This is a genomic window from Lentzea chajnantorensis, from assembly GCF_054300775.1.
In genome coordinates, this window is the sequence record NZ_JBSDZT010000002.1 from 2,694,715 (window position 1) to 2,709,787 (window position 15,073).

At 70.1% G+C, this 15,073-nt stretch carries 18 protein-coding genes; 14 read left to right on the forward strand and 4 right to left on the reverse strand.

Annotated elements, in window-relative coordinates:
• Window positions 1-120: 120 nt before the first annotated feature.
• Together ACVDFE_RS14025 and ACVDFE_RS14030 are read left to right on the forward strand one after the other, a co-directional pair.
• Window positions 121-663, forward strand: a complete 543-nt coding sequence (locus ACVDFE_RS14025; protein WP_458430693.1) for a helix-turn-helix domain-containing protein — start codon at window positions 121-123, stop codon at window positions 661-663.
• The gene (locus ACVDFE_RS14030; protein ID WP_458430694.1) at window positions 660-1,535 is read left to right on the forward strand and encodes an SRPBCC domain-containing protein; all 876 of its coding nucleotides are present in this window, start codon (window positions 660-662) and stop codon (window positions 1,533-1,535) included. Before ACVDFE_RS14025 ends, ACVDFE_RS14030 begins: the two co-directional genes overlap by 4 nt.
• A gap of 167 nt (window positions 1,536-1,702) precedes the next feature.
• Here the strand turns inward: ACVDFE_RS14030 and ACVDFE_RS14035 are convergent, their stop codons facing one another.
• Together ACVDFE_RS14035 and ACVDFE_RS14040 are read right to left on the reverse strand one after the other, a co-directional pair.
• Complete coding sequence (locus tag ACVDFE_RS14035; protein WP_360390672.1) at window positions 1,703-2,215, reverse strand: hypothetical protein; 513 nt, start codon at window positions 2,213-2,215, stop codon at window positions 1,703-1,705.
• Window positions 2,216-2,236: 21 nt separating this feature from the next.
• Window positions 2,237-2,779 (reverse strand): GNAT family N-acetyltransferase, encoded by a 543-nt coding sequence (locus tag ACVDFE_RS14040; RefSeq protein ID WP_360390669.1) that lies wholly within the window; start codon window positions 2,777-2,779, stop codon window positions 2,237-2,239.
• 70 nt (window positions 2,780-2,849) lie between these two features.
• Between ACVDFE_RS14040 and ACVDFE_RS14045 the strand changes: the two genes are divergently transcribed.
• From ACVDFE_RS14045 to ACVDFE_RS14060, 4 genes are all read left to right on the forward strand, one after another.
• The gene (locus ACVDFE_RS14045; RefSeq protein WP_360390667.1) at window positions 2,850-4,049 is read left to right on the forward strand and encodes a winged helix-turn-helix domain-containing protein; all 1,200 of its coding nucleotides are present in this window, start codon (window positions 2,850-2,852) and stop codon (window positions 4,047-4,049) included.
• A 91-nt stretch (window positions 4,050-4,140) separates the two neighbouring features.
• Window positions 4,141-5,127, forward strand: a complete 987-nt coding sequence (locus ACVDFE_RS14050; protein ID WP_360390665.1) for an aldo/keto reductase — start codon at window positions 4,141-4,143, stop codon at window positions 5,125-5,127.
• Between the two features lie 4 nt (window positions 5,128-5,131).
• On the forward strand, window positions 5,132-5,740 hold the full coding sequence (locus ACVDFE_RS14055; protein WP_458430695.1) for a TetR family transcriptional regulator: 609 nt from the start codon (window positions 5,132-5,134) through the stop codon (window positions 5,738-5,740).
• A gap of 18 nt (window positions 5,741-5,758) precedes the next feature.
• The gene (locus tag ACVDFE_RS14060) at window positions 5,759-6,253 is read left to right on the forward strand and encodes a hypothetical protein (RefSeq protein ID WP_360390659.1); all 495 of its coding nucleotides are present in this window, start codon (window positions 5,759-5,761) and stop codon (window positions 6,251-6,253) included.
• 134 nt (window positions 6,254-6,387) lie between these two features.
• On the opposite strand, the gene ACVDFE_RS14065 is transcribed toward ACVDFE_RS14060, so the two are convergent.
• Complete coding sequence (locus ACVDFE_RS14065; RefSeq protein ID WP_360390656.1) at window positions 6,388-7,290, reverse strand: DUF4097 family beta strand repeat-containing protein; 903 nt, start codon at window positions 7,288-7,290, stop codon at window positions 6,388-6,390.
• Window positions 7,291-7,295: 5 nt separating this feature from the next.
• The gene (locus tag ACVDFE_RS14070) at window positions 7,296-7,820 is read right to left on the reverse strand and encodes a toxin-antitoxin system HicB family antitoxin (protein ID WP_360390654.1); all 525 of its coding nucleotides are present in this window, start codon (window positions 7,818-7,820) and stop codon (window positions 7,296-7,298) included.
• 56 nt (window positions 7,821-7,876) lie between these two features.
• Here ACVDFE_RS14070 and thyX point away from each other — a divergent pair, with 56 nt between their 5' ends.
• The 8 genes from thyX to atpB all read left to right on the forward strand — a co-directional run bounded on the left by thyX (window position 7,877) and on the right by atpB (window position 15,072).
• Complete coding sequence (gene thyX / locus ACVDFE_RS14075) at window positions 7,877-8,581, forward strand: FAD-dependent thymidylate synthase (protein ID WP_458430696.1); 705 nt, start codon at window positions 7,877-7,879, stop codon at window positions 8,579-8,581.
• Window positions 8,582-8,586: 5 nt separating this feature from the next.
• Window positions 8,587-8,988: an ACT domain-containing protein gene (locus tag ACVDFE_RS14080; protein WP_360390649.1), complete on the forward strand. Its 402-nt coding sequence runs from the start codon at window positions 8,587-8,589 to the stop codon at window positions 8,986-8,988.
• Between the two features lie 72 nt (window positions 8,989-9,060).
• On the forward strand, window positions 9,061-10,503 hold the full coding sequence (locus tag ACVDFE_RS14085; protein WP_458430697.1) for a protein kinase domain-containing protein: 1,443 nt from the start codon (window positions 9,061-9,063) through the stop codon (window positions 10,501-10,503).
• A gap of 2 nt (window positions 10,504-10,505) precedes the next feature.
• The gene (locus tag ACVDFE_RS14090) at window positions 10,506-10,919 is read left to right on the forward strand and encodes a hypothetical protein (RefSeq protein ID WP_458430698.1); all 414 of its coding nucleotides are present in this window, start codon (window positions 10,506-10,508) and stop codon (window positions 10,917-10,919) included.
• A gap of 54 nt (window positions 10,920-10,973) precedes the next feature.
• Window positions 10,974-11,585: a TIGR03085 family metal-binding protein gene (locus ACVDFE_RS14095; RefSeq protein ID WP_360390641.1), complete on the forward strand. Its 612-nt coding sequence runs from the start codon at window positions 10,974-10,976 to the stop codon at window positions 11,583-11,585.
• Window positions 11,586-11,605: 20 nt separating this feature from the next.
• Complete coding sequence (gene dapA / locus ACVDFE_RS14100) at window positions 11,606-12,502, forward strand: 4-hydroxy-tetrahydrodipicolinate synthase (protein ID WP_458430699.1); 897 nt, start codon at window positions 11,606-11,608, stop codon at window positions 12,500-12,502.
• Window positions 12,499-14,178, forward strand: a complete 1,680-nt coding sequence (locus tag ACVDFE_RS14105; RefSeq protein WP_360390636.1) for a ribonuclease J — start codon at window positions 12,499-12,501, stop codon at window positions 14,176-14,178. The genes dapA and ACVDFE_RS14105 overlap by 4 nt, the downstream gene beginning before the upstream one ends.
• Window positions 14,179-14,268: 90 nt before the next feature.
• The gene (atpB, locus tag ACVDFE_RS14110; RefSeq protein WP_458430700.1) at window positions 14,269-15,072 is read left to right on the forward strand and encodes a F0F1 ATP synthase subunit A; all 804 of its coding nucleotides are present in this window, start codon (window positions 14,269-14,271) and stop codon (window positions 15,070-15,072) included.
• Window position 15,073 lies beyond the last annotated feature (1 nt).

Consider the following 15,073-nt stretch of genomic DNA (forward strand, 5'->3'; position numbering starts at 1 on the left):
AGGGGTTCCCGCAACGGGGACCCCTGCGTTCGTTTGTGCGGGTGAAAGCGGCCCTCGACCGGCGAGCAGGCACGTGCACAATTGACAAAAAAGCTTTGAACGTTCAAAGTTGTTTTTGCGATGAGAGACGTCATCTACCTGGAACGGATGGAGCAGGCCGAGACCCTGCTCAAGCCGCAGCGGATCGAAGTGCTGCGGCAGCTCGCCGCGCCGCGATCGTGCACCGAGGTCGCCGAGGTGCTGGAGCAGACGCCGCAGCGGGTGCACTACCACGTGAAGCAGCTGGTCAAGGCCGGGTTGGCCGTTCAGGTCGCCGAACGCAAGGTGCGCGGGGTGCACGAGGGGCTCTACCAGGCGGTGGCGCGGTCGTACTGGCTGTCGCCCGCGCTGGTGGGGCGGATCGGGACCAGGGACGAGCTGGCGCTGGGGCACCTCGTGGACCTGGCCGAGCAGGTGCAGTCGGACATCGCGGCGCTCGACCGGGACGGGGAGCTGCCGTCGGTCGGGGTGTCGGGGGAGATCCGCGTGCGGCCGGAGGACCGGCAGCGGTTCCTGGCCGAGCTGCAGACGACGTTGCAGGAGCTGTTCACCCGTTACGGCGGGGACGAGGGTGATGCGTTCCGCGTTGCCCTCGCCTGCTATCCGAAGGGAGACAACCGATGAGCACGGGAGTGGTGCGCGTTCGGGCACGGGCTTCGGTCGAGCGCGTGCGGGAGGCGTTGACGAGCGCCGGCGAGCTGCGCGTGTGGATGGCGGAGCACGCCGAGGTGGACCTGGAGCGCGGCGTCTTCGAGTTCTGGGGGCGGTTCACGCCGGAGGGGGAGCGGGGTCGGCAGAAGCTGCTCGGGTTCGACGAGCGGTCGGTGCGGTTCTCGTGGTTCCTGCACGGCGAGGAGCACACGGTGGAGCTGTCCGTCGAGGAACGGGACGGGGAGACCGTTGTCGCCGCCGCGCAGTCGCCGTACCCGGAGTGGGGCGAGGCGATCGTGGACGAGGTGCACGCCGGGGTGGAGCAGACGTTCTGGTCGTTCATGCTCGCGAACCTCGTCGAGCACGTCGAAGGACGCGAGGTGTTCGGGTTCTGCGACTTCTCGACGTCCGAGCAGCGGTTCGAGGTCGACATCGCGGCGCCGGCCGCGCGGATCATCGGCGCGTTGACCGACATGGAGAAGTTCCAGCGGTGGTTCGGGGCGCGGGCGTCCATCGAGCCGCACGTCGGCGGCCGGTGGGCCATGGGGAGCTTCGACGACGAACCGAACCCCGGCAAGGTCCTCGCGCTCGACGAGAACCGGTTCGCGATCGAGTTCCCGGACGGGATGGTGTCGTCGTGGGAGCTCGCCGAGTCGGGCGGGAAGACGCACCTGACGTTCGTGCAGAGCGGGTTCGATCCGGAGCGGCCGCCGTACGGGTCGTGGATGGGCTGGCTCAGCGGGTTCGCGGACCTGCGGCGGATGCTGGAGATCCCGGACTGGAAGCCGATGTGGCACTCCGTGGAGGTGCCGGGACTGCCGGATGGCGTGCTCGTGCTCGAATGATCGGGCGTGAAACGGCGGGTGAGAGCTGGATCATCCGGCTCTCACCCGTTTGCACGTGGCTTTGTCCGGTGCGGGCTCGCTAGTTTGAGGCACGTGCTGAAGGAGACCCGTGTTGTGTTCGCCGCGCTCGTGATCGCGTTCTCGGTGGCGGTGTCGATCGTGTTCGGCTAGAGCCACGCCATGATCAGGCCGGGTGAGGCGCACAGGAGGCTGAACCTGGCGAACCGGCCGACCAGCCCGGTGACCACGAAGACCAGCGTGGACATCCCGGCGAGGCCGGCGAGGACGCTCGTCGCCATGAACGGCGGCAGACCCACCAGCGAGCTGACAGCGTGGGTGCCGGCCATCCAGTTCGGGTGCGCCCGGCACTTCACGTGGATCCAGTCGCCCCACCGGTGCATGCGGGTGCCCTCGCCGAACCAGCGCTGCGCCAGCGTTGGCTTCGTGCGCTCTTTCTTCTTGCGGTGCAACCACTTCGGCAGCTGGATGTCACCGCGCGCCGCGTAGAAGTACACCAGCTTGCCCAGCACCTGGCCGACGGCGACGACGAGCCCGACCACCCAGAACGGGAGGCCCGGCCAGCGCGCGCCAAGCCCCACCACCCACGCTTCGATGCTGATGAAGGGGAGGAGCGCGGAGCCGAGAGCGATGCCGAAGGTGAGGCCCACCAAGCCGAACACCCGCCCGAGGCTACACAGTTCTCAGTCGCCGAGTCGGACCTCGAGCGGACCGGACAGCCGCACCTCGCGCAACGGACGACCGCCCGCGTCCAGGGTGCGCACCGTGCCGTCACCCGTCCAGCCCAGTCGCTCGTAGAAGTTCCGCGACGCCTTGTCGGCCTCGGGGACCCACGCGATCCCCCTGGTGGCGCCTGCTTTCGCAAGCTCGCGGCACGCTTCGGCGACGAGCCGGGTGCCGTGGCCGCGGCGGCCCCAGCGGGGTTCGGTGAGCACGCTCAGCAACGCGGTCGTCGCGGCGTCCTCGGGCAGCGACCCGTCCGCCCTGGCGACCTCTTCGTCCGGGGCCTTGGTCGCCACGGCGAAACCGACGGTCCACTCGCCCTCGGTCGCCACGAGCACGGCGCCGTTCTGCACGGCCAGCGACCACGCCTCGTCCGTGTCGAGCGTGCTCAGCACGTCTTCCGGCAGCAGTTGCGCGTAGGCGAGGCGCCAGGTCTCGCGGTGGATGCGGATGATCTCCGGAACGTCGTTCGCGGTGGCGGTGTGCACGCCGGCGTCGGCCATTGCCGCACCTTATCGGCCGTCCCCCGGAGAATTGTCAGGGGTGCGTGGCAGCATCGACGGGGTGCAGAGGATGAGTGCGGACGTCGCCCGGCGGATCGCCCTGGGGGCGCAGGGTTTCACGGACGGGCGGCCGTCAGCGGCCACGCGCAGGCACCTGCAGCGCGTGCTGTCGCGGGTGCAGCTGTTGCAGATCGACTCGGTGAACGTGGCGGTGCGCGCGCACTACATGCCGTTGTTCTCGCGGCTGGGTGCGTACGAACCGGTGCTGCTGGACGACGCGGCGTGGACGCATTCGGCGCGCAGGCCGCGGATGCTGGTGGAGACGTGGGCGCACGAGGCGTCGCTGGTGCCGGTGGCCGACTGGCCGCTGTTCCACTCCGGGGCGAAGAAGCGCGGCTGGTGGCAGAACTACCAGACGATCGTGGACCGTTCGCCCCAGCTCGTGGACGAGGTGCTGGCGGCGGTCAAGGAGCTCGGCCCGATCGGCGCGGGCGCGCTGGAGAAGGCGCTGATGGGTGACACGGGCCGGGCGAAGGGTCCGTGGTGGGACTGGTCGGAGGTCAAGCGGATCTGCGAGGTGCTGTTCGGCGTCGGCGTGCTGACGACGGGCACGCGCCGCGGCTTCGAACGGCTCTACGACCTCACCGAGCGGGTCATCCCGCCGGACGTGCTGGCGCGGCGGCTGAGTCCGGAGGAGGGCGCGCGTGAGCTGGTCACGCGGGCGGCGGTGGCGCTGGGCGTTGCCACGGAACCGGACCTGCGCGACTACTACCGGCTCGACCCGCGGCGCTCGCAGGCGGCGGTGGCCGAGCTGGCGCAGGAGGGCGTGCTGGAGCCGGTGGCGGTCGACGGCTGGCGCGGTCCTGCCTACCGGCACGTCGAGGCGAAGGCGCCGCGCCGGGTGACCGGGCGGGCGCTGCTGTGCCCGTTCGACCCGCTGATCTGGGAACGGGCCCGCACCGAGCGGATCTTCGGCTTCCGGTACCGCATCGAGATCTACGTGCCGGAGCCGCGGCGGGTGCACGGCTACTACGTGTTCCCGTTCCTGCTGGACGGCCGGCTGGTGGCGCGGGTCGACCTCAAGGCGGACCGGGCGGCGGGGGTGCTGCGGGTGCAGTCGGCGTTCGCGGAACCGGAGGTGGACCGGCCGCGCGTGGCGGCGGAGCTGGCGGCCGAGCTCGCGCACATGGCGGAGTGGCTGGGCCTGGAGGACGTGCTGGTCGTGCCGAAGGGAGATCTGGCAGGCGAACTGGCGGCCGCGCAGGCGTGAAGCGCGGAGCGTACAAATAACGGCTGACAGATGTTGAAATCTGTCAGCTCAAGGTGCATAGTCGACCTCAGCCACAGAGGAGGAGTTCGTCATGCAGAAGCGTCAGCTCGGCAGCACCGGCCCGGTCGTGTCCGCGCTCGGGTTGGGCTGCATGGGCATGTCCAACGCGTACGGACCGGCCGATCGGGACGAGAGCATTGCCACGATCCACGCCGCCCTGGACGCCGAGGTCACGCTGCTCGACACCGGTGACTTCTACGGTCAGGGCCACAACGAGCTGCTGATCCGCGAGGCGATCAAGGGCCGCCGCGACGAGGTCCAGCTCAGCGTCAAGTTCGGCGGCATGCGAGACCGCGCGGGGGCGTTCATCGGGTTCGACACCCGGCCCGCGGCGGTGGCCAACTTCCTGGCCTACTCGCTGGAGCGGCTCGGCACGGACTACGTGGACGTCTACCGGCCGGCGCGGCTCGACCCGGCCGTGCCGATCGAGGAAACGGTCGGCGCGATCGCCGAGCAGATCGAGAAGGGGTGGGTGCGGCACATCGGGTTGTCGGAGGTGGGCGCGGAGACGCTGCGCCGGGCGCACGCCGTGCACCCGATCACGGACCTGCAGATCGAGTACGGCGTGCTCAGCAGGGGCATCGAGGCGGAGATCCTGCCCACGGCCCGGGAGCTGGGCATCGGCATCACCGCGTACGGGGTGCTGTCGCGCGGGCTCATCTCGGCCACGCCGAGCAAGGAGTTCGCGGCGAACGACTGGCGCAGCCACACGCCGCGGTTCCAGGGCGACAACCTCACCCACAACCTCGGCCTGGTCGAGAAGCTCGCCGGGATCGCCGCCGACAAGGGCGTCACGGTGGCCCAGCTGGCCATCGCGTGGGTGCTGGCGAAGGGCGACACCGTGGTGCCGCTGATCGGCACGACGAAGCGTGCGAGGCTGGGCGAGGCGATCGGCGCGCTCGACGTCGAGCTCACCGAGCAGGAGCTGCGGGAGATCGACACCGTCGTCCCGGTCGGGGCGGCCGCGGGCACGCGGTACGCCGCCGAGCAGATGGCGATGCTGGACAGCGAGAGGTGAGGACGTGGCGGAGGCGTTGACCGGGGAGGCGATCCTCGTGGCGACCGAAGAGGTCCTGCGCAGGTACGGGCCGGCCAAGGCGACGGTGGTCGACGTCGCCAAGGCGCTCGGGGTGAGCCACGGCAGCGTCTACCGCCACTTCCCGACCAAGGCGGCGCTGCGGGAGGCCGTGACGCGCCGGTGGCTCGACCACACCCACCGGGAGTTCGCCGCGATGTCGGACCACGGGGGCAGCGCGTCCGACCGGCTGCGCGCGTGGCTGCAGGAGCTGTTCGACCGCAAGCGGCGCGCGCACCTGGAGGAACCCGAGCTGTTCGAGACGTTCCAGGTGCTGGTCAAGGAGAGCGACAGCATCCCGGAGTACCACGTCGGGCACATGGTGGAGCTGCTCGCGCGCATCATCCGCGCGGGAGTGGAAACCCAGGAGTTCATGGCGGACGACGTCGCTGTGACGGCACAGGCGGTGTGGGACGCGACGGACCGGTTCCACCACCCGAGCCACGCGCCCGAGTGGGGGGATCCTCACATTCAGGCCGCGTTCGACGCCGTCGTCTCCCTGGTGATCGCTGGACTGCGGTACAACCGAGGTCCGAGTTCCGCAGGCGATGCTTGAGGGTCACGGAGGTGAGCGGTGCCGCCTGACGAGTGGATCGACCTGCTGGGAGCGCCCGAGCGGCGTCCGGACCCGGTTGACTGGGACGCGGTCCGGGCACGGCTGGGCACACCCCTGCCGACCGACTACGTGCACCTCGCGGAGGCGTACCCGCCGCTCATCGTGGGCGGCTACGTCCGCATCCTGCACCCCACGGCACGTGCGGGGTTCATGAACTGGATGTCGCAGGCGCCCAAGGTCCTGCGGGCGGTGCGGCGCCAGCCGGGGCTGCGGGCCCACCCGGAGCAGCCGGGGCTGCTGCCGTGGGGCACGACGCTGGGCGGCGACCACTGCCTCTGGTACACCGCCGGCGAGCCGGACGAGTGGACCGTCGTGATCACGGACCTGCGGCAGAGCTGGTCCTACGACGGCACGTTCTCGTCGTTCGTGCGGAAGTTCCTGACAGGGGAGATCCGCTGCCCGATCTTCCCGGACGACGTCCCCGGCGGCTCAAAACCGTTCCAGGAGCCCTAGCCCGAAGTGCACGCGGGGAGCTTTCGTACTCCACTGGAGCACGGGAGGTCCCCGCGTGCGGTCCGCCGCAGCGGAAGTCACGCGGGAGTCCCGCGTTTCCCTTGGGGGAACGCGGGGGCCCTGCGTTCCCCCGGTCAGCTTGTTGCGGCGGTTACCAGGGCGGTGCCGCTGCCGGTGCGGCCGGTGACGGACAGCGCGGCCTCGCCCAGCGGCTCCGCGGAGACGTCGAGGTCGCTGCGCGCCGCACCGGACGTGGACACCAGGTCGATCTTGGCCAGCGTGCCGGAGCGGATGCCGACGCGGATGTTGCCCGAGCCGGTGCCGAGCTGGATGTCGCCCGCGGCGGCGTCGGCCACGGTCAGGTCACCGCTGCCGGTGCGCACCATGACGTCACCCTGCACCGCGCCCAGCCACACGTCGCCGGTACCGGTGATGAGCACGGCGTTGTCGCCCACGGACGACACCTCGACGTCACCGCTGCCGGTCTTGGCCTTGAGGCGGGCGAGCATCGTGCCGAGGCGGACCGTGCCCGACCCCGAGTTGATCTTTGCCTCACCGGTCGCGCGGTCGACGTTCACCGCGCCGGTGCCGGTGTTCAGGTCGACCCGGCCGGCCTCGCCGGTCACCGACACGTCGGCGGCACCGGTCTTGGACTGCACGTGCGAGCCCGCCGGTGCCGTCACGACGACCGACAGCGGCACCGCGCGCAACGGCAGCGCCTTCGACGACTCGATGCGCAGCCGGTTGCCCAGCAGCTCCACGCGGGCGTCCCGCACGGCCTCCTCCGGCCCGGCGACCGGGGTGCCCCGGTCGGAGCCGAACTGGCCGCTGACCCAGCTGAGCACGCTCGACAGGCCCTCGGTCCAGGTGTTGCCCGCCGCCGGGTCGTGGCGCACCTCGACGTGCACGCCCGGTTCGTTGACCAGGTGCACCTGCACCCGGCCGCTGAGCAGCGAGATGTCGATCTCCGCGACACCCGCGAACTCGAAGCTCTGCTGCCGCACGACGGCGGTCGGCCCACTCGACGGATCGGTCATCCCGCTCACCCCTGCACCCATCCGCGGACGCGCGAGCCGGAGCCGCCCTGTCCGCTCGGCCCCTTGTGCTGCTGCTTCCAGTGCTCGCGGTGCTTGCCCTGGATGGCACCGCCGACGGCCTGCTGGATGAACGAGTTCAGCGACACGCCCTGGGCGGCTGCGGCCTGCTCGGCCTTCGCCTTCAGCTCGTTGATCATCCGCAGCGTGATGCGGCTGATGTCACCGGTGGCGTCACCGGCGACGTACGGTGGTGGCACGTCCTGCTGCGGCCCGCTGTCCTGCTCGGGGGCCGAACCGGTGACGACCACCTGGACGTCGCGGCCGGCCAGCCTGACCTCCACGACCTGGCCGTCCAGCGAGGCGGTGACCTCGGCTGCCAGGTCCGACAGTGCGTTCATGATCGCCAGTCGCGCGGCTGGCTCGAGCGCTGCGGACAACGCGGCGGCCGTTCGACGGGTGCTTTCGTCCCCCGCAGATGCGGCCGTCGCCAGGTCCTCGCGCAGTGACGCGATGTAGGGCGACAGATCCATGACATCACTATGACGTCACTCGTGGTGTCGCGCAAGCACCGGCTAGTGTCGGCACCATGCCGAGAGTGCGTTTGGTGGCGAAAACCGAGTTCATCCCGCCGGACGACGTGCCGTGGACGACCGACGCGGACGGCGGCGCGGCGCTCGTCGAGTTCGCCGGACGGGCCTGCTACCAGTCCTGGGACCGCTCCAACCCCATGACGAACACGAACGCGACGTTCCTGCACCACCTGCTCGACGTCGGGCACTTGGCCGCGTTCGAGCACGGCAGCGCCACCCTCTACCTGACCGAGCTGCCCCGCTCGCTCACCCACGAGCTGATCCGGCACCGGCACTTCTCGTACTCGCAGCTCTCCCAGCGCACCGACCCGACCGACGTCGTCGAGCCCGCGCTGATCGCGGCGGACCCCGAGCTGCACGCGCGGTTCGTCGCGGCCACCGACGCCAGCCTGCGCGCCTACGAGGACCTGGTGCACAGCCTGGAGAAGACCGTCAACGGCCGGCGCGCGCGGCAGATCGCCCGGTCCGTGCTGCCGAACGCGACCGGCACCGAGATCGTCGTCACGGGCAACTACCGCTCGTGGCGGCACTTCATCGCGATGCGCGCCACCGAGCACATCAACGTGGAGCTGCGCGAACTGGCCGTGGCGTGCCTGCGCGAGCTGACGAAGGCCGCGCCGAACGCGTTCGCCGACTTCGTCGTCTCGACACTCCCGGACGGCACCGAAGTTGCCTCCAGCCCGCTGGTCGTTGAAGGCTGACGGTCATGAAGCGGCTCATCGTGGACGTCCGCCCCGGCGGGTACACCGTCACGCGCCTGGCACCCGGCACCCCGCTGCCCGCAGGGCTGCTGGACCTGACCGGCGTCCTGGTGTCCGTGACCAGGACCCCGGACGAGGTGTCGGTCATCGCGCCGTCGTCGTTCGAGCTGCCCGCCGGCACCGCCGAGGAGGGCTGGCGGCTGCTCACCGTGCGCGGGCCGCTGGAGTTCACCCTGACCGGCATCATGGCCGCGCTGGCCGGTGAGCTGGCGGCGGCGGGCGTCCCGTTGTTCGCGCTGTCCACTTACGACACCGACCACCTGCTGGTGAAGCAGAGCGACCTCGACCGCGCTGTCGTCGCGCTGCGTGCCGCAGGTCACGAACTGGTTGTAGCGCCGGAAGCGTAGGAACCGATCCTCCAGTCGGCGGGTCTGAAGTACCGTCAACGCCCCCCGGTTCCGAGGTCGTAGGAGCGCACGTTGCACGGACAGGCTGTCGAACCGCGCGTCATCGCGGGCAGGTACGCCCTGGTGGCCGAGCTCGGCCGCGGTGGCATGGGCATCGTGTGGCGCGCACAGGACCGTCACATCGGGCGCTTCGTCGCCATCAAGGAACTGCACCTGCCGGACGGCCTCGCGCACGAAGAACGCCGTGTGCTCGAAGAGCGCGCTCTGCGTGAAGCGCGCACGGCCGGCAAGTTGAACGACCCCGGCATCGTGACCGTCTACGACGCGATCAACGAGAACGGCACGACGTACATCGTCATGGAGCTGGTCGAGGCGGCCACGCTCTCGACGTTGATCAGCACGCACGGCCCGATGCCGCCGAACCAGGTCGTGTCGATCGCGCTGCAGGCGTTGTCCGCGCTGGAGACCGCGCACCAGGCGAAGATCGTGCACCGCGACGTCAAGCCCGGCAACCTGATGGTCCGCCCGGACGGCAAGCTCAAGCTCACCGACTTCGGCATCGCCCAGGCCGTGGACGACCCGCGCCTCACCACCAGCGGCAGCCTCATCGGCTCGCCCGCCTACATGGCACCGGAACGCATCCACGGCCACGAGGCCGGCCCCGCGTCCGACCTGTGGGCGCTGGGCGCGACGCTCTGCTACGCCGTCGAGGGCTGGAGCCCGTTCGAGCGCTCCTCCACGGCCTCCACGCTGCACGCGATCATGAGCGAGACCCCGCGCTTGACCAGGGCCACCGGCGTGCTCGGCGCGGTGATCACCGGTCTGCTGATCGCCGACCCGAACGCCCGCCTGTCCGGCCCGCAGGCCCGCGCCATGCTCTCCAGCATCGGCAACCAGCCCACGCCGCCCACCGGCATCCCGCCGGTCGCGACGCAGCAGTACCAGCAGAACACCGCGGCCGTGGACCCGGCGAAGAAGAAGCGAACCCGCATCATCGCGTCGGTGGCGGCCGCGGCCATCGCCGTCGCGGCGTTCGTCGGCGGCATCTACACGCACAGCTGGTTCACCTCGCCCACGAGCGGCGGCACCAGCGCCATGACCTACGGCGAGGGCGGCGAGGTGCCGGTGTTCGCCCTGTACGAGAACTACTGCGGCGTCGGTGAGGTCGCGCCCACCAAGCAGCTCGACTCCGACGCCCGCGAGGAGTGCGACAAGCCGCACGACTTCGAGGTGTTCGACGCGATCGACCTGCTGCCGGTGTCGTCGAGCCTCCCGGACGCGGCCTATCCTGGCGTCGAGGCGCTGAAGGACGTCGGCATCCCGCGCTGCCAGTTGATGCTGGACTCGCAGTGGATCAAGGACGGCTCGAAGCTGAAGATGTCCGTCCTGGTGCCCTCGCAGTCGGCGTGGGAGAAGGACAAGAGCGGCAGCGCCCAGCGCAAGGTCTTCTGCGTCGCCGGCGCCAAGGACGGCAGCAAGCTCGACGGCAGCATCAGCGCGAAGAAGGACAGCTGACGGTGAAAAGACGGATCATCTCGTTGTTGCTGGTCCTCGGCTGCGCGGCCACGTTGCCCGCGTGCGCGAACAACGAGGACAGGTTCGTCTCCGAACTCAAGGCCGCCGGTTTCACCAACCCCGGCGAGCCCAGCACGGAGAAGGAGAAGAAGACCAAGAAGATCGGCAAGCGCACGGTCAAGTCCTCGGAGAAGACCATCGAGGTCGTCGTCCGGGTGAAGGGCTGCGACCTGGAGTTCGCCAAGACCTCCGGCCAGTCCGGCTACTGGCTGGACGAGCTGCACGTCAACGGCCAGGAACCGGACTGGCCCGACTACCCGGAGAACCTCACCCGCGACCAGACCGTGTCCCTGCTGGCCGGCGGCTCGGCCAAGCCGGCGGGCTTCACCGGCTGCTACAGGCCGAACGAGCCCTGACCCGGCTGTGGTGCAATGGAGGCGTTGCGCTGAGCCCGGCCAGGAGGACATGACGTGGGTCTAGCCCGCGACGAACGCAAAGCGCTCGTCGACCTGATGACCGAGCTCGGCCCGGACGCGCCGACCCTGTGCAGCCCCTGGCTGACCAGGGACCTCGCCGCCCACCTGGCGATCCGCGAGCGCCGCCCGGACACCGCGCCGGGCATCCTCGTGCCCGCGTTCGCCAAGTGGACGGAGAAGGTCCAGGGCGAGTACGCGCACAAGGCGTGGAGCGAGCTGCTCGACCTCGTGCGCACACCGCCGTTCTGGATCCAGCCGGTCGACGAGCTGATCAACGCCGGCGAGTACTTCGTGCACCACGAGGACGTGCGCCGCGCACAGCCCGACTGGGAGCCACGCCCGTACGACGCCTCTCGCGAACGCGCGCTGTGGAAGCTGCTGCCGCTCACCGCGCGCATGACCTACCGCTCGTCGCCCGACGGGGTGACTTTGGTGCGGCCCGACGGCGAGCACGTCGTGGCCAAGCCGGGCGCGAACGGCGTGGTGATCACCGGTGAGGTGGCCGAGCTGGTCCTGCTGGCGTTCGGGCGCGACCAGGCGCGCGTCGAGTACAGCGGTGACGCCGCCGCCGTGGCACGCGTGCGGTCGGTGAACCGAAGTGTGTGACCTCGGGTAACGTTCCGCGCATGTCCGGAAGCCCGTACGCTGGGCCGAACCGCCCGTTCGGCCGCGTTCTCACCGCCATGGTCACGCCCTTCGACACGCGTGGCGAGGTCGACCTCGCCAAGGCGCAGGAGCTGGCGAAACACCTGGTGGACTCCGGCAACGACGGTCTGGTCGTCAACGGGACCACGGGGGAGAGCCCGACGACCACCGACCGGGAGAAGGCCGCGCTGATCACGGCGGTCGTCGAGGCCGTCGGCGACCGGGCGACCGTGGTGGCGGGTGCGGGCACTTATGACACGGCGCACAGCATCCACCTCGTGCAGCAGGCCGAGAAGGCGGGCGCGCACGGGGCGCTGGTGGTGACGCCGTACTACTCGCGGCCGCCGCAGGAGGGGCTGCTGGCCCACTTCACGGCCGTGGCGGACGCGGCCGGGCTGCCGGTCATGCTCTACGACATCCCGCCGCGCGCGGTGGTGCCGATCGAGGTCGACACGATCCTGCGGCTCGCCGAGCACCCGCGGATCCTCGCCGTGAAGGACGCCAAGGGCGACCTGCACGCGGGCAGCCGGGTGATCGCGAGCACCGACCTCGCCTACTACTCGGGCGATGACCCGCTGAACCTGCCGTGGCTCGCCGTGGGCGCGGTCGGGTTCGTGAGCGTCATCGGCCACCTCGCCGCAGACCGCCTCCGCGACATGGCCGACGCCTACGAGAGCGGGGACGTGGTCAGGGCGAGGGAGCTCCACGAGTCGCTGCTGCCGCTGCTGCGACCCTTCCGCCGGGTTCCCGGCGTTACGTACACGAAGGCGGCGCTGCGCCTGCGCGGACTCGACGTGGGTGACCCGCGTCTTCCGCTCGTGCCGGCCGCCGCCGAGGACATCGAGGCCATCGCGGCCGAACTGGGAGTCAACGCGTGACCCACTCGACCGAACTGCCACCCGCACTGCCGGAAGGCGGCCTCCGCGTCGTCGCACTCGGCGGAATTGGCGAGGTCGGCCGCAACATGACCGTCTTCGAGCACGCCGGCCGGCTGCTCGTGGTCGACTGCGGCGTTCTGTTCCCCGAGGACGACCAGCCGGGCGTGGACCTGATCCTGCCCGACTTCCGCGCCATCGAGGACCGGCTCGACGACATCGACGCGATCGTCCTGACGCACGGTCACGAGGACCACATCGGTGCCGTGCCGTTCCTGCTGAAGCTGCGCCCCGACGTGCCCGTGGTCGGCTCGCGCTTCACGCTGGCGCTGCTCGCCGCCAAGTGCAAGGAGCACCGCCAGAACCCGCGGCTCGTCGAGGTGAAGGAGGGCGAACGCCACCCCTTCGGCCCGTTCGAGCTGGAGTTCTTCGCCGTCAACCACTCGATCCCGGACGCGCTGGCCGTCGCCATCCGCACCGCCGCGGGCCTGGTGCTGCACACCGGTGACATCAAGCTCGACCAGCTGCCGCTCGACGGCAGGCTGACCGACCTCGCCGGGTTCTCGCGGCTGGGCGACGAGGGCGTGGACCTGTTCCTCGTCGACTCGACGAACGCCGAGGTGCCCGGTTTCGTGGTGCCCGAGCGCGAGATCGGCCCGGTGCTCGAGAACGTGATCCGCAAGGCGGACCAGCGGGTCATCGTCGCCTGCTTCGCCTCGCACGTGCACCGCGTCCAGCAGGTCCTCGACGTGGCCGTGCAGTACAAGCGCAAGGTCGCCTTCGTGGGCCGGTCGATGGTCCGCAACATGGGCATCGCGTCCGAGCTGGGCTTCCTGAACGTGCCGGACGGCCTGTTCGTCGACCTCGACGTGGCCATGCGGATGGAGGAGGACGAGGTCCTCTTCGTCTCCACCGGGTCGCAGGGCGAGCCGCTGTCGGCGCTGTCGCGCATGGCCCGCGGTGAGCACCGGCAGATCTCGATCCGCGAGGGCGACACGGTGATCCTCGCGTCGTCGCTGATCCCCGGCAACGAGAACGCGGTCTTCAACGTCGTCAACGGCCTCGCGAAGCTCGGCGCCACCGTGGTGCACCAGGGCAACGCCAAGGTCCACGTCTCCGGCCACTCGCCCGCGGGTGAGCTGCTGTTCCTCTACAACGCGGTGCGCCCGTCGAACGTCATGCCGGTGCACGGCGAGTGGCGCCACCTGCGCGCGAACGCCGCTCTGGCCGTGGCGACCGGTGTGGCCGAGGACCACGTCGTGATCGCCGAGGACGGCGTCGTCGTCGACCTCGTGGATGGCAAGGCCGCCGTGAGCGGACGTGTCGTCGTCGGTCACGTGTACGTCGACGGCCTGTCCGTGGGCGACGTGGGCGAGTCGACGCTGTCGGACCGGCTGGTGCTGGGCGAGGGCGGGTTCATCTCGATCTCCGTCGCGATCGACCGGACGACCGGCAGGGCCGTCACGGCGCCGACGATCTCCGGGCGCGGCTTCTCCGACGACCCGAAGGCGCTGGAGGCGGTCGTCCCGCTGGTGGAGATGGAGCTGGCGCGCACCGAGGCCGAGGGCATCACCGACACCCACCGGATCGCACAGGCCGTGCGCCGCGTGGTCGGGCGCTGGGTCGCGGAGGCCTACCGGCGCCGGCCGATGATCGTGCCGACCGTCATCCCCGTCTGATCATCGGTCCGATTTCCGTGACCCTGCTGTGACCTGCGTCCCCCTCGTCCGATAAAGTTTGGTCCCAGACCTTGGACGAGGGGGACGCCCATGGCCGCAGACATCGTCTTCAACCCACCCGGCAAGCCGGACATCTACCTACCGCCGATCTTCACCTGGCACGACCCGTTCGGGCTGCCGTTCGCCCTTGAGATCACCAAGCCGATGGTGCTGCTGGCGCTGTCGATCGTGATCATCACGGTCTTCTTCCTGGCCACGACGAGGAAGTTGAAGGTCGTGCCCGGCCGCTGGCAGTTCGCCGCCGAGTCGATCTACGACTTCGGGCGCAACAACATCGCACGGGAGCAGATCGGTGCGAAGGAGTTCGCGCCGTACGTGCCGTTGATCGTCAGCATCTTCTGCTTCGTGCTGGTGAACAACCTCTACGGGCTGGTGCCGCTGGTCCAGTTCCCGACGATGACGCACTTCGGGTTCCCGGTGGCGGTGGCGCTGCTCATCGTCTTCCCGCTCTACCACTTCGTGGGCATCAGGAAGTTCGGGCTGCGCGGCTACCTGCGCAACCAGTTCGTCATCGAGGGCGTGCCGAAGCCGGTGCTGTGGGGCCTGCTGATCCCGACCGAGGTCATCCTCAAGTTCTTCTTCGACCCGGTGAACCTCGCGATCCGGGTGTTCGCGGCGATGTTCGCGGGCCACCTGCTGGTGCTCGTGTTCACCCTCGGCAGCGAGTTCCTGTTGCTGCAAACCAACGTGTGGCTCAAGCCGGTGTCACTGCTCGGGTTCGCGCTCGCCATCGCGATCGTGTTCCTGGAAGCGTTGATCCAGGTGCTCCAGGCGTACATCTTCGCCACGCTGTCGGCGCACTACATCGGCCGCGCGCTCGCCGCGCACCACTGAG

What these genes read in the sequence shown, in the direction of transcription:
- atpB (WP_458430700.1), top strand. Translation starts at nt 14,269, where the DNA reads ATGGCCGCAGACATCGTCTTCAACCCACCCGGCAAGCCGGACATCTAC.
- ACVDFE_RS14050 (WP_360390665.1), top strand. Translation starts at nt 4,141, where the DNA reads ATGCAGAAGCGTCAGCTCGGCAGCACCGGCCCGGTCGTGTCCGCGCTC.
- ACVDFE_RS14080 (WP_360390649.1), top strand. Translation starts at nt 8,587, where the DNA reads ATGAAGCGGCTCATCGTGGACGTCCGCCCCGGCGGGTACACCGTCACG.
- dapA (WP_458430699.1), top strand. Translation starts at nt 11,606, where the DNA reads ATGTCCGGAAGCCCGTACGCTGGGCCGAACCGCCCGTTCGGCCGCGTT.
- ACVDFE_RS14040 (WP_360390669.1), bottom strand. Translation starts at nt 2,779, where the DNA reads ATGGCCGACGCCGGCGTGCACACCGCCACCGCGAACGACGTTCCGGAG.
- ACVDFE_RS14065 (WP_360390656.1), bottom strand. Translation starts at nt 7,290, where the DNA reads ATGACCGATCCGTCGAGTGGGCCGACCGCCGTCGTGCGGCAGCAGAGC.
- ACVDFE_RS14070 (WP_360390654.1), bottom strand. Translation starts at nt 7,820, where the DNA reads ATGGATCTGTCGCCCTACATCGCGTCACTGCGCGAGGACCTGGCGACG.
- ACVDFE_RS14025 (WP_458430693.1), top strand. Translation starts at nt 121, where the DNA reads ATGAGAGACGTCATCTACCTGGAACGGATGGAGCAGGCCGAGACCCTG.
- ACVDFE_RS14045 (WP_360390667.1), top strand. Translation starts at nt 2,850, where the DNA reads ATGAGTGCGGACGTCGCCCGGCGGATCGCCCTGGGGGCGCAGGGTTTC.
- ACVDFE_RS14030 (WP_458430694.1), top strand. Translation starts at nt 660, where the DNA reads ATGAGCACGGGAGTGGTGCGCGTTCGGGCACGGGCTTCGGTCGAGCGC.
- thyX (WP_458430696.1), top strand. Translation starts at nt 7,877, where the DNA reads ATGCCGAGAGTGCGTTTGGTGGCGAAAACCGAGTTCATCCCGCCGGAC.